Origin of the sequence: Gracilibacillus halophilus YIM-C55.5 (assembly GCF_000359605.1) — a bacterium.
In the GTDB taxonomy this organism is placed as follows: Bacteria; Bacillota; Bacilli; order Bacillales; family Amphibacillaceae; genus Gracilibacillus; species Gracilibacillus halophilus.
Window position 1 is genome coordinate 1 of sequence record NZ_APML01000029.1, and the last position, 13,506, is coordinate 13,506.

9 protein-coding genes and 1 pseudogene are annotated in these 13,506 nt (G+C 37.4%); 3 read left to right on the forward strand and 7 right to left on the reverse strand.

All coding sequences use genetic code 11. From position 1 onward, the window contains the following. The 6 genes from J416_RS08110 to J416_RS08135 all read right to left on the reverse strand — a co-directional run. Positions 1-1,266 (reverse strand): thiamine pyrophosphate-dependent enzyme (locus J416_RS08110; protein WP_240407266.1); only part of this gene is annotated, 1,266 nt, incomplete at its 3' end. 326 nt (positions 1,267-1,592) lie between these two features. Next, positions 1,593-2,600, reverse strand: a complete 1,008-nt coding sequence (locus J416_RS08115) for a Gfo/Idh/MocA family protein (RefSeq protein ID WP_003468338.1) — start codon at positions 2,598-2,600, stop codon at positions 1,593-1,595. Positions 2,601-2,612: 12 nt separating this feature from the next. Beyond that, the gene (locus J416_RS08120) at positions 2,613-3,584 is read right to left on the reverse strand and encodes an ABC transporter permease (protein WP_003468340.1); all 972 of its coding nucleotides are present in this window, start codon (positions 3,582-3,584) and stop codon (positions 2,613-2,615) included. Further along, positions 3,577-5,091: a sugar ABC transporter ATP-binding protein gene (locus tag J416_RS08125; RefSeq protein ID WP_003468341.1), complete on the reverse strand. Its 1,515-nt coding sequence runs from the start codon at positions 5,089-5,091 to the stop codon at positions 3,577-3,579. Before J416_RS08125 ends, J416_RS08120 begins: the two co-directional genes overlap by 8 nt. A gap of 110 nt (positions 5,092-5,201) precedes the next feature. Then, positions 5,202-6,155, reverse strand: a complete 954-nt coding sequence (locus J416_RS08130) for a substrate-binding domain-containing protein (protein ID WP_003468343.1) — start codon at positions 6,153-6,155, stop codon at positions 5,202-5,204. A 126-nt stretch (positions 6,156-6,281) separates the two neighbouring features. Further along, complete coding sequence (locus J416_RS08135) at positions 6,282-7,271, reverse strand: LacI family DNA-binding transcriptional regulator (RefSeq protein WP_003468345.1); 990 nt, start codon at positions 7,269-7,271, stop codon at positions 6,282-6,284. A 201-nt stretch (positions 7,272-7,472) separates the two neighbouring features. Here J416_RS08135 and J416_RS08140 point away from each other — a divergent pair, with 201 nt between their 5' ends. The 3 genes and pseudogenes from J416_RS08140 to J416_RS08150 all read left to right on the forward strand — a co-directional run bounded on the left by J416_RS08140 (position 7,473) and on the right by J416_RS08150 (position 11,886). After that, positions 7,473-8,441, forward strand: a complete 969-nt coding sequence (locus J416_RS08140) for a sugar phosphate isomerase/epimerase family protein (protein ID WP_003468347.1) — start codon at positions 7,473-7,475, stop codon at positions 8,439-8,441. Positions 8,442-8,871: 430 nt separating this feature from the next. Beyond that, a pseudogene (locus tag J416_RS08145) lies at positions 8,872-10,790 on the forward strand (BglG family transcription antiterminator). 151 nt (positions 10,791-10,941) lie between these two features. Continuing rightward, a complete protein-coding gene (locus J416_RS08150) occupies positions 10,942-11,886 on the forward strand; it encodes a formylglycine-generating enzyme family protein (RefSeq protein ID WP_003468354.1) in 945 nt (314 codons plus the stop codon). A 148-nt stretch (positions 11,887-12,034) separates the two neighbouring features. Here J416_RS08150 and J416_RS08155 read toward each other — a convergent pair whose 3' ends face one another. Beyond that, a complete protein-coding gene (locus tag J416_RS08155; protein ID WP_003468356.1) occupies positions 12,035-13,492 on the reverse strand; it encodes a sulfatase family protein in 1,458 nt (485 codons plus the stop codon). Positions 13,493-13,506 lie beyond the last annotated feature (14 nt).

Genomic DNA, 13,506 nt, shown 5'->3' on the forward strand with positions numbered 1-13,506 from the left:
CGAGATACATGCTTCTGGATCATCGGCATTCACATGGATAATCGGAACTTCGAAACCTTTCGCTAAATCACTAGCATATCGAGTGGAGCGTCCTTGATTTTGACCGGTTGTAAACCCGACAAGGTTATTGGCAATGATGTGCAATGTGCCACCTGTACGGTAACCAGGTAGTGCGCTCAAATTAAACGTTTCGGCAACAATTCCTTCCCCAATAAACGCGGCATCACCGTGAATCAGTATACTGAACGCTTTGTTTACATTTTGTTCAGTGTTTCCTCGCTTAAAACGAAAATCTTGTGCTGCTCGTGTAAAGCCTTCCACAACTGGATTAACAAATTCTAAATGAGAAGGATTATGAGCAAGCGTTATCTTCGTTGGTGATGGCTTTTCCTCACCGACATCACGTTTCGCACCAAAGTGGTATTTTACATCACCCGTCCAGCCATACGTGATCGCTCTTGAACCTGGCGAAGATGGGACTAATTCTTTATCAGCAGATGGATGAAATTCTGAGAATAATTTATCAAAAGGTTTTCCCAAAATATGCGTTAATACGCTTAATCTACCGCGATGTGCCATTCCCATTAAAATCTCTTCGGTTTCATCATAAAATGAACTTTGCACCATGCGATCTAGCATGGGCACCATCATTTCAAGACCTTCAATAGAAAACCGTTTTTGAGCGACAAATGTTTTCGCCAAAAAATTCTCAAAACCTTCGACATCCACAATTTTACCTAATAATTGCTTCTTCTCCTCTGCATGGAAATTTGAACGATACGCCCCTGATTCAATGTTGTTTTGGAACCAGTGGCGTTCTTCGTCGTTATTCACATGATCATACTCAAATGAAATATTACCTGCATATTGTTCCATCAAGTATGTCACGACATCCTGTGCAGTCGTGATCCCGTCTACGTTACGATCCCAAACCCATTGTGCAGGAATCGCTTCCAATTCCTTTTTCGTTAAACCATAATGTTCAGGATCAACGAGTGACGTATCACTAATTTTCCCTGAACCGACCGGGTAAATACTTGCTTTTAAATGGCCGTAACGCCGAATAGCCTCAACAAGTTTGATTGCTGAGGGTAAGTGTTTGGCACTCGATTGTGCAAAAAAGCTACTGCCTGCCTCCGTTGCTGGCTCTTCCTCATTCACAAACTGTTGCGGAGCTCCGTATTGATCGAAAATGTCTCGCAGCGATTGATCAACCGCTTTCTTATCTTGCAAATAAAGCTCATATTGTTCTTCTACATATCCCATATTAGGACCGGTAAATTTTTTCCAGAATCTCTCACTGGATTCCTGCTGTGTCACGTCTTATACCCCCAATAGAAGTCACTTACTCCTGCTTCTTTGTTACTCCCATCCAACCAATTACTTATTATCCTTTACATCAATTAATATAACCTATTTTACCCATTGAAACAACATAAAAGCAGAGATAATTTACATCTTTTTTGAAAAAGTTCCTTTACAAATCATAAAGTGTGAAAAATGCTGATCATTAATACGTGATAAGGAACAATTTGATCGCCATGAAAAACACCGCTTACCTGTCATTAGGCGACAAGTAGCGGTGCATATGATTAACTGATAATTTCTTCGATCACTTCTAGTGAAGACATCGCATCTTTTCCCGTAACAACCGGTTCTTTGTCATGAATAATACAATCAACAAATTCGTCAATCACGCCTGTATTTGTCTGGTTATCATTCGTTTGAATGGCTTCTAGCTCATATTTTGCCACTTCACCATTTTTATATTCCACAATCAGTTGATGCGTCTGATCATGATAAATTTTCAGAATCCCTTCCTGACAGTAAATCGTTGTCGTATTATCTTCTGCGCCGTAATACGTCCATGAAAAAGAGGCTGTACCGATACGACCTTTCTCTGTTTTTAGCGCGCAAACCACATTGTCACAAACTTCGATCGGATCACCATTCTCATCAACTTTATCAAGTGCCCCATGAAAAGAATGAACATCAACAATTTTATCATCCAATAAGTAGTGGATCAGGTCAATTTTATGAATGCCTAAATCGCCAGCTACCCCTGAATGAGAACGATCTTTCTTAAAAAACCACGTCGCATTGGATGGATCAACGCCCCAACCTTCAGGGCCTTGGTGGCCAAAAGTTGTTTTAAATGTTAACACATCTCCAAGTTCCTTACTTTCAATCATTTCTTTTGTTTTCTGATGTACTCTTGTAAAACGTTGATTATGATCCACCATCAATTTTTTGCCTGATTGACGTTGCGCATCTAATATCTCTTCGGCATGTTGGACGGTATTTGCGATCGGTTTTTCACACAGCACGTGCTTCCCTTTTAATAAAGCATGGGACGAATTGATATGATGGGTTTCATTCGATGAACAATCACTAATCGCTACAATGGAAGGATCAGCTAATAACTCATCGATCGTTTCAGCCACACGTCCATTAAAGGCAGCTGCAAGTTCTTTTGACCGTTCGGGATTTCGATCATAGAATACGATCTCGTTCACATATGGATTTTCCTTATATTCCGGTGCATGGCGAAATTTCGTTATCGATCCACATCCTATAATGCCTACATTAATTGGTTCCACATAAAGCCCTCCTTAATCTCTTTTTTGGAAAAATACTGCAATGATAATAATTAATCCTTTGACAAGTCCTTGTAAATGAGGAGAAATATTTAATAGATTCATCATATTATTTAACACACCTAATAATAAAACACCGAAAAATGTGCCTATCACTTTCCCTTTGCCACCAGTCATTCGTGTACCACCGATGATGACTGCAGCAATGGCATCAAGTTCGTATAAATTCCCAGAGCTTGAAGATGAAATCGAATTCAAACGTGATGTTTCTATAATCGCCGCAACCCCAACTAATAAGCTACAAAACGTGTACACACCTATCTTGATACGATCTACACGAATCGCTGATAATAACGCTGCTTTTTCATTACTACCTAATGCGTAGACATAACGCCCAAAACGTGTTTTCTGCATGAGTACATACACAAGAGCGGTTAACGCAAGGAAAATAATAATAGGTATATCAACCATGCCAATTTCCGTATTTGATATGGCTGTAAACCCTTCGACTTCACCTGACATGCTACCACCATCAGCGTAGTATAGTGCAATCGACCGAGCAGCCGCCATCATTCCGAGGGTGGCAATAAATGATGCGATTTTTCCTTTCGAAACGAGCAAACCATTAATAACACCTGTGAGTGCGCCAACAGATAATGCCGTTAAAACACCGACAAATATACTACCTGATGCATTCATCGCCATAACGGAAAATACACCAACCATGGCTAAGACAGAACCAACTGATAAATCAATCCCTCCAGACAACATAACCACTGTCATTCCTAACGCTATAATCCCAATGGTGGACACTTGCATGAGTATATTGATCTGGTTGTCTAAATAAAGAAATCGATCATTCATAATGGTTGCCACAATAAAAATAATAATAAAAGCAATCACAACACTATATTCGCCCCAAAGCCACTGCAATGATCGTAAGCCTCGGTTTGTTTGTTTTTTTTCATTCATTCTTAGCTCAGCCAATGGACGCCGCCTCCTTTTTGGAACCTGTCGCATATTCCATAATTTTCTCTTCCGTTAATTCATCACGCGTAAATTTGCCGGTAATTTCCCCATGAAACATAATATTCACGCGATCGCATACTCTTAATATTTCTGGGGCTTCTGAAGATAAAATAATAATGGCTTTCCCCATCTCAGCTAGATTCATAATATGTTGATAAATCTCGTTTTTAGCGCCGACATCGATGCCTTGTGTCGGATTATCAAAAATGATGAGATCTCCATCTACCTCAAGCCACTTCGCGATCACCACTTTTTGCTGATTACCACCACTTAAAGAATCAATCGTTACCTTCGGATCATGCACTTTTATATTTAATTGATCCTTGTATTCTTGAAATCTCTTCTGTTCCCTTTTGGAACGAATCAATCCATTTGCCTCAAAGTGGCCTAATGATGACAAACTCATATTTTCAATGACGCTTAAATCCTTAACAATCGCATTTTCTTTTCTGTTTTTCGGGACAAGCCCGATACCACCTTGTACAGCTTTGCGAGGATGATTTATTTTTAATGGTTGCCCATTTACTTCAATGACACCACCATATTTTTTTCGAAATCCAAATATACTCTCAAATAATTCTGTTCGTCCATCTCCAGCTAACCCTGTAAAGCCGACGACTTCTCCTTTTGATACCGAGAAATTAATATCGTTAAATAAACCTTCACTCGTTAAATGTTTGACCGTTAAAACTGGTTCACCCTTTGTTGCCTTATGATAAAATGCGTTGGTAGAAACGGACTTTCCTACCATTTGTTGAGTAATAGCGCTTAAATCCGTACCTTTGACTTCACCTGTACCTACAAGATGACCATCGCGTAAAACCGTATATCGATCACAAACTGTTTGAATTTCTTTTAACTTATGAGAAATATAAATAATCGAGACACCAGATGCTTGTAAGGATCGCATAAATGCAAACAATCGCTCGACTTCATTTTCTGTTAATGCGGTGGTTGGCTCATCCATAATAATCATGTTGGAATTGTGTAATAAAGACTTAGCAATTTCGATCATTTGCTTATATGATGTTTCAATATCTCGGACATATGTTTTTGGATCAATCTGAACCCCTAATCTCGATAAGACTTCTTCGGTTTGTTTACACATTTCTTTTACATCGAGAAACCCAAATCTTGTTCTGATCTCAGATCCGAGAAACATATTTTCATAGACCGTTAAGTCAGTGACGACATTAAGTTCTTGGTGAATGAAACTGATTCCATTTTCTTGAGAAACACGAGGACTTTCCATCACAATGGGTGCACCGCTCAGTTTAATCTCTCCATCATTTGGCTGATAAACGCCACCAAGTATGTTCATCAACGTTGACTTGCCTGCACCATTTTCTCCTAATAAGGCATGAATTTCTCCTTTTTTTACTTCGAGATCTACACCGTGCAACACTTCATTCCCGTTAAACGATTTTTTTATCCCGCTCATCTGCAAAACTGGTGTTTCCGCCACGTCCATTACCCCCTTTTTCATAAAAATATTTACATCGAATTGCGACCACTTAGTCATATTCCATCAGCGGAAATGATTCCGCTGATGGTGAGATATGTTATGTTCAATCATTAGAATTCTGCATCTGGATCATAATGTTCATCTACATTCTCTTCTGTAACAGGAGTAGCTGGAATAATCACTTCTTCTCTTTCTGGTTCTTCACCATTTGCTAGCTTTGCCCCAATATCAACACCGTCAACTACCATAAGAGGTGAATATAAGAACGTGGCACTAATGAGACCATCATCTCGAATATTTTCATAGACTTCTTTACTACCACCAGCACCTGTAACAAATTGGATGTCATTTCGTTCTGCTTCTTTAATCGCTTGAATGACACCTAAGGCCATGCCATCATCCTGTGTGTAAACCGCGTCAATTTCTGCTTCGGCTGTCAAGATGTTTTCCATTACTTGTAGTGAGGTTTCGGTTGAAAATTCACCATTTTGTGATGCAATAATTTCAATATCAGTGCCTTCAATCGACTCGCGGAATCCTTCGCTACGTTGATTTGTCACCGAACTAGATGGACCCGCAATTTCGACAACCTTTCCATTGCCATCTAGTTGCTCCACAATATATTCACCTGCATTCACACCAATTCCTGTGTTATCCCCTTTGACAACAACGGAAGCCGCATCATTCGTTAACTCCCGGTCAACAATGACAAGAGGTATCCCTTCATCTTTAACCTCTGCTCCTATTGGTGATAGCGCTTCCGATTCAATGGGTAACATGACAATAGCGTCTACGCCTTGTGCGATCAAATCCTCTACGTTACTGGTTTGATCTGCTGGATTATCTGCCGTTGTAAATTCATAATCATCAATCGTACCTTCATCTACTAGTGCTTGTGCTTGCTCTTCAGCATTTTGAATGAGCGCGCCCATCCAGCCATGTGAAGCTGATGGTAAAGCTAAACCTAAAACAACTTCATCATTATCACCTGAACTACTACTTGAACAACCTATTAATCCAATAACGACAACCAAAATTGCGAATAAACTCGAGAAACGCTTCATGATTTTCCTCCCCTTTGCTTCCATTATTTTTTCGTAGCCCCTTTAAGTAATCGATTACATTTTTGAGGCTAACTGACCGATACTAAATAAATATTTAGTATCGGATGATTAGTCTCAAAGAAATGTTTACCCCAATGTCGAATCACGAATAACTAACTCATGATCTAACAAAATACTTTCCACTTTCTTGCCCATAATGTTGTTAATCAACATCATGGCAGCTGTAGACCCCATTTTGTACATGGGTTGTGAAATCGTTGTCAACGTTGGATTCGTCATGTTGGTAAAGCTTATTTTATCAAAACCGACGACTGCTATATCTTCAGGCACTTGAAATCCAGATTCATTCAGTTCTTTCAGCGCACCGATCGCTAACGTATCAGATACAGCAAATACAGCCGTTGGTTTTTTCTCTAGCTGTAATAAATGACGCATCGCTTGAATCCCGTAATCAAAATCTAATTGATCAGTATGGTAAATCAAGTCTTCATCAATGGGAAGTTGATATTCCTTTAATGCTCGATTATACCCTTGTCTCCGTTGACGAGCGTATAAAAATTTCTCGTCTGAATTAATCAGTGCAATTCGTTCATGTCCGATTTTAATTAAGTGTTTCATCGCATGATATGCAGCTAACTCATTGTTAATGCTCACATAAGGAATCACACCACCTTCTTCATACTCACTGCATTGAATAACGGGATACTGACGAGCGAGATCATTCAGTTTATTTACATTGATAGCTGGATCCATCGTGATCACACCATCTACCACCTTATTTTTCACCATATTCAAGTAAATGTTTTCCCTTTGTACACTTGAATCTGTTTCACAAAGGAGAATGTTGTAACCATTTTGGATCGCCGTTTCTTCAATCCCATTAATGATTTCTGTGTAAAAAGGATTAGAAATTGTCGGTATCAACACAAGTAACAATCGACTCTCCGAATTTCTCAGATTTCGTCCCAATACACTCGGCTCATATTTTAGTTCCTCGATCGCATGTTCAACCTTCAACCTTGTAGCTGATGTAACCGATGTGTTTCCATTCATGACTCTAGATACGGTCGCAACGGAAACACCAGCCTTTTTTGCAACTTCTTGAATATTTGCCATGACGCGCCTTCTCCCTACATGTTAATTTCTAATTTGTAATCGATTACATTTTTATTGTAAAACGGTTTATCTTTTTTGTCAATCATACTTTGTGTAAACGCTTATTTATTTGTTATATCGAGGATTCATTTTACATGATGAGTTACGTATGCTATGATGTAATGGATTACATTAAGCGTTTTCATAAAAGGAGGAGATTCTATGAAATTAGGTGTATTCACCGTACCTTTTTCAGAAAAGAATGTAGATGAAATGTTAGATTATGTGGCTGACAAAGGGATTGAAGCTGTAGAACTAGGGACTGGTGGTTATCCTGGGAATGCTCACTGTAACGTGGATGAATTATTAGATGATACCAATAAGCAAAATGAATTTTTGAATAAATGTAAACAAAGAGGCATTATTATTAGTGCTTTAAGCTGTCACGCAAATCCACTCCATCCACAAAAGCAAATATCGGAAGAAGCCGATCAGTTATTTGACAAAACAATAAAATTAGCGAGTCAACTCGATGTCCCTGTCGTCAATACTTTTTCAGGATGTCCTGGAGATCATGAACATGCAAAATACCCGAACTGGCCAGTTGCACCATGGCCTAACGACTTTCAAGAGATTCTCACATGGCAATGGGAAGAAAAAATCATTCCTTACTGGAAGAAGAAAGCTGAATTAGCTGACACCCTTCAAGTAAAAATTGCATTGGAATTACACGGTGGTTTTTCTGTGCACACACCACAGAATCTTCTTCGCTTACGAGAGGCATGCGGGCCAGCTATCGGCGCAAATTTAGATCCTAGCCATATGTGGTGGCAAGGAATCGATCCAGTCGAGTCCATTAAGATATTAGGTCGAGAAAATGCCATTCATCATTTTCATGCAAAAGATACGACGATCGATCAAGGGAATATGAACCGGAATGGCCTTACTGATATGACATCTTATGCAGACATGCAAAACCGAGCTTGGTACTTTCGAACAGTAGGGTTTGGCCATGAAACAAAAGATTGGGCTGACATGATCAGTGCCTTGCGACTGTATGGCTATGATTACGTTGTGAGTATCGAGCACGAGGACGGTCTGATGTCCATCGATGAAGGCTTTTCAAAGGCGGTAGAACATTTAAAACCAGTGATGGTAAAAGAATCAGTCGGTGACATGTGGTGGGTGTAATGTCATTTTTGTCAAATTGCAATTTACTTTATAAATTACGTATCCATGCGCTAATATCAAGAAATAACTGCAAAATCAGAATTAAACGATACATGGAATCGCTCACAGAACTATAATGGCTTGTTAACTAATTTTCTACACTTTAAAAACAACCCGAAATTTACTTGATTATCACGTGGTCAGGTAAATTTCGGGTTTTCCATTATCTAATTTATTAAGACTACTAAATAAAATTCCGATATGACGAAATTTATGTTTCAGAGTCATTCGATTACTCGATTATGTATGATAAAATCAATCAATCATATAAAAGAAAAGACGATAAGACAACACTTTTCCTTTGGATATGGCAAAAGTTTATGTGTAATTATAATGAAAGCGTTATTACAATATAAACAACAAAATTTTTCACTAGGAAAGGAGGTTACAGATGAACAAGAGGATACAAACATTACTCAAACAACTTATTGGAAGAAAAGAAGCCGTAACCAGCAAACAACTGGCCTCGATGTTATTCGTTAGTTCGAGAACAATAAGAAATGATATAAAAATCCTTGACCAAACTTTACAACAAAATGGCGCAAACATTTTAGGTTCACGTGGGTATGGCTATCGATTACAGGTTTTCAATGATGAGAAATTTAAGACTTTTATTGAGGGATTAATGTTCGATCAAGATAGAGTACCAGTCGAACCTGAGGATCGAGTTAAGTTTCTAGTTGATAAGTTTTTATTATCAACTAATTACTTAAAAATCGAGGATATAACAGAAGAACTATTCGTAAGTAGATCAACCTTACAGAATGACCTGAGAGACGTGAAAGTCATTCTTAATAAATACGGTTTACATTTAGACAAACGACCTAATTATGGACTCAAAATAACCGGCGATGAAAAAGACATTCGTTTTGCGATATCTGAAGAAATATACAAACGTGATTTTGCAAAACCAACACAGAATAAGTATTCCGAGTCGATGTTTTTGTCAACTGAACAAATTGATATAATTCATCAAATTGTTCTATCCCACATGCGAGAAACCGATATTAATTTATCAGATATTGCTCTTTCTAACTTAGTGATTCATATTGCGATTGCATGTAAGCGCATTGAACAAGATCATTATGTCAGTTCAAATTCTATTAGCATAAATGAAATTATTGACTCTACAGAATACAGTATTGCCATTCAATTATTGAAAGAAGTTGAAAAAGAATTAGATCTCTCATTTCCAGACGAAGAAATTTACTATGTTACGATGCACTTATTAGGTACAAAAATATTTTCATCTCAACATTGGCAAGCTGTAACAAGTCAAATGGATGCTTCAATTGTGGAAACAGTTCGACTCATGATCCAGCAAGTAAGCCATCACTTAAAGCTTGACCTAGAAAATGATCATGAACTATTTGCCGGAATTGCCGTTCATTTAAAACCGACCATTCATCGTTACCGTTATGGTATGAATATAAGAAATCCTATTCTTGATGCTATAAAAGAGAACTATCCCCTTGCATTTGAAGCTGGTGTGATAGCTGGAAAAGTTATTGAGGATCATCAAAACATTACAGTTAATGAAAATGAAATTGGTTATCTTGCTTTACATTTTGGAGCGGCGATGGAAAGAACAAAATTAGATAACAAACGAAAAAAGTGCTTAATTGTATGTACAACAGGCATTGGTAGTTCTCAGCTATTATTATATAAGTTACGTACGAATTTCTCTAACAAATTGGATATTATCAGGACAACTGAATTGCATAATTTAAATCTATATATCGATGAAGTAGATTTTATTATCAGTACAGTTCCATTACCTTCGGATATACACATGCCGCATGTTGTGGTTAGCACCATATTAGGGGAACAAGATATTCATTCAATTGAACAACATATTGATAATAAACGAAACAATGTTGTCGAAAAGTATCTAGAATCTAGTAACATATTTATGAATCAACCATTGACCTCCCCTACAGAAGTTATACAATTTTTGGGTGAACAATTAATAGATAAAGGAATAGTCAGAAGCAATTTTATCGAGTCTGTACTAGAAAGAGAACGGGCAGCACCAACAAGCTATGGTAATTTAGTTGCTATTCCGCATCCGCTTGAACCACAATCGAACCAGACATTTTGGTCTTTTTGTATTCTTAATGAACCATTCAATGGGGAAAAAACTCAGTTCAAATAGTTTGCTTATTAAATGTGGGTGAAAACAATCAAGAAGAATTAGAGCCGATGTATCAACACTTGATTCAGTTAGTAGACGATAAAAATACAATTCAAAAAATACTTACCGCCAAAACGTCGTTACAAGTTTATCAAATTCTTCTTAATGAAACTTAGCTCTTTCTACTTAGATATGTTGAGCATTTTAATAACCGACACATTCATCCAATGTAATAAATTACGTTTTATGAAATCATCATTATATAATTTTATATATCATCATTAATCATTTATACAATCAGATAGTAAGGGAGAGTGTGAAGTAAACATGGAGGAACACAATTTAAGTTGTTGTCATGTAAGTAGAGCTGATTTTTTGTCTAGTAGTAAAAAAGAAGAGAATTTCATTATCCAATCAGAAAGTTCCAGTATAAAAGACATGGTGTTGTTAAATGGCGGAAAGTATATGATGGGAACCAATGATGATGAAGGCATCAAAGCAGATGGAGAAAGTCCAATACAAGAGGTCACAGTGTCTCCTTTTTATATAGATATTCATACAGTAACCAATCAAGAGTTTCAAAACTTTGTAGAAGATACTGGGTATAAAACAGAAGCTGAACAATATGGCTGGTCTTTTGTATTTTATCAATTTATAGAAAAAAATTCTCCTCATAAAGTACAGCAAGTACCTCATACACCGTGGTGGCTCGCTGTCGAATCAGCTTACTGGTACCAACCAGAGGGGAAAGGATCTACCATTGAGAATCGTATGGATCATCCGGTTGTTCATATATCATGGAATGACGCTCATGCATATAGCAAGTGGGCAGGAAAAAGACTCCCTACAGAAAAAGAATGGGAATATGCAGCAAGAGGTGGATTGAATCAAAAAAAGTATCCATGGGGAGATGAGTTAACACCAAATGAAGAACATTACTGTAATATTTGGCAAGGTGAATTTCCACAACATAATACCAAGAAAGATGGGTATATTGGAACAGCACCAGCAACTGAATTTCCCGCAAATGGTTTTGGTTTATACAATGTATCAGGGAATGTGTGGGAATGGTGTGCCGATACTTTTCAAATCAATCGGAATGGAAAAGTTGACAATGAAAAAGTGGATGGTAATATTCCAAAAGTAATACGAGGTGGATCTTATTTATGCCATCATTCATATTGTAACCGATATCGAGTAGCAGCTAGGAGTTCGAATACAGCTGATAGTTCTTCAGGGAATATTGGTTTTAGATGTGTAAAAGATGTATAAGTAAATGACATTACTAAGATGAAATGTCACAAATCGAAAATGAAGAGTATAAACCCGCAAGTTTGGCTGATCAATATCAGCTAACATGCGGGTTTTCATCACTGGCAATTTTTTGTCCTACCCTTGTATTTTATGAAGCAAATGATCCTTAGAATCTACTATCTCTCTTATGAGGTACAACATCACCTGTTTCAAAGAAATGTCGCAACATACGACTCTGAAACGTTTGGATTTTGTTTTGATATTTCTTCTCGTTAATTAAATTTTTTCTTTCGTAAGGGTCATTAGCGACACAGTAAAACTCGTCCTCTTCATATAACCGATAAACATATTTATATTCATCGTCTCTGATCATCATCGCTTTAGTGTGATGTGGCATTTTTTCCTGCTCTGTTGTTCGCGCCCAATATACTGTATCTGGGGAGTGACCTGCATCCATTGCATGTGTTTCTCCTTCTAACCTCCCTCCTTCAGAAAATACAACATCTCGATGATCATCTTCTCCATTTAAAACATGTCTTAGCGATTTACCAAAATGAGTATGGTCAGGTTGAATGTCTAACAAATCGTACAATGTTGCTTGAATATCAATCAACTCTACCAGAGCATCTGTCTTACGAGGTTCAAATGTCATATCTTGCGAAGGTTTTATAACTAACGGAACACGTGTAAGCATATCTTCAAATGTATTTTGATTTTTTTCAGCAATTTCATAATCTCCTGTATAATCCCCATGATCACTGAAGAAGACGATTATCGTGTCATCATATAGATCTTTTGCTTTTAATGTATCTAATAACTCCCCAATATATTGATCTAACTTCGTGCCCATTGCATAGTAAACATGCTTCATTTTCTTCAGTTGTTCATCTGACCAATTATATAACTTTTGATTTTCACGAATACCTTGAAGTATGCTTGGTTTCTGTTCTAATTCTTCTGGTGTAAGTCGAATAGATTCAGGAATGTCCTCAGCATTTATTTGATCAAACCATTCTTGTTCAATTTCATATGGGGGATGTGGTAATGATAATGCTAAATAAACACAGAAAGGATCATCACCATAAGCATCACCATTAATAAAATCTATCGCACTATGAATTTGCTGTCCATCTATATTATTAATATCCTCTGTGACACCTCCATAGTGGGAATAATCTACTTCTTTCACTTCTCGTTTAGGCTGATCTGTTTTTTTATTTTGCTTCATTTCTTCCATATATTTTTTAAAGAATTCGGAATACTTGTCCTCTCTTGTACTGCAATATTTATAATCATCACCTTCGACTTTCAAGAAATCCGATCTCCCACCCCAGTACACGTGATAACCCGATTGTTTCATCGTTTTTAAAATATTTGGTTGTTCATCATCCATCAAATAATGCATTGTACGAAAACCTTTAGTATGAGGATACCAACCCGTTAAGAACGAGTTTCTACTCGGTACACAAACAGGATTTTGGCAATAAGCATTTGAAAATCCAACACCTTCTTCTGCAAGTTGATCAATATTTGGTGTCTTTACAGAACTGTTCCCTGTATAACCTATTGAATCAGACCTCCATTGATCAGCAACAATCATTACTACATTTGGTTTTTCACTCATATTTGTATAAGGAG

Coding starts and splice junctions, on each gene's coding strand:
- J416_RS08130 (WP_003468343.1), bottom strand. CDS start 6,155: ATGAAGCGTTTCTCGAGTTTATTCGCAATTTTGGTTGTCGTTATTGGA.
- J416_RS08135 (WP_003468345.1), bottom strand. CDS start 7,271: ATGGCAAATATTCAAGAAGTTGCAAAAAAGGCTGGTGTTTCCGTTGCG.
- J416_RS08140 (WP_003468347.1), top strand. CDS start 7,473: ATGAAATTAGGTGTATTCACCGTACCTTTTTCAGAAAAGAATGTAGAT.
- J416_RS08150 (WP_003468354.1), top strand. CDS start 10,942: ATGGAGGAACACAATTTAAGTTGTTGTCATGTAAGTAGAGCTGATTTT.
- J416_RS08155 (WP_003468356.1), bottom strand. CDS start 13,492: ATGAGTGAAAAACCAAATGTAGTAATGATTGTTGCTGATCAATGGAGG.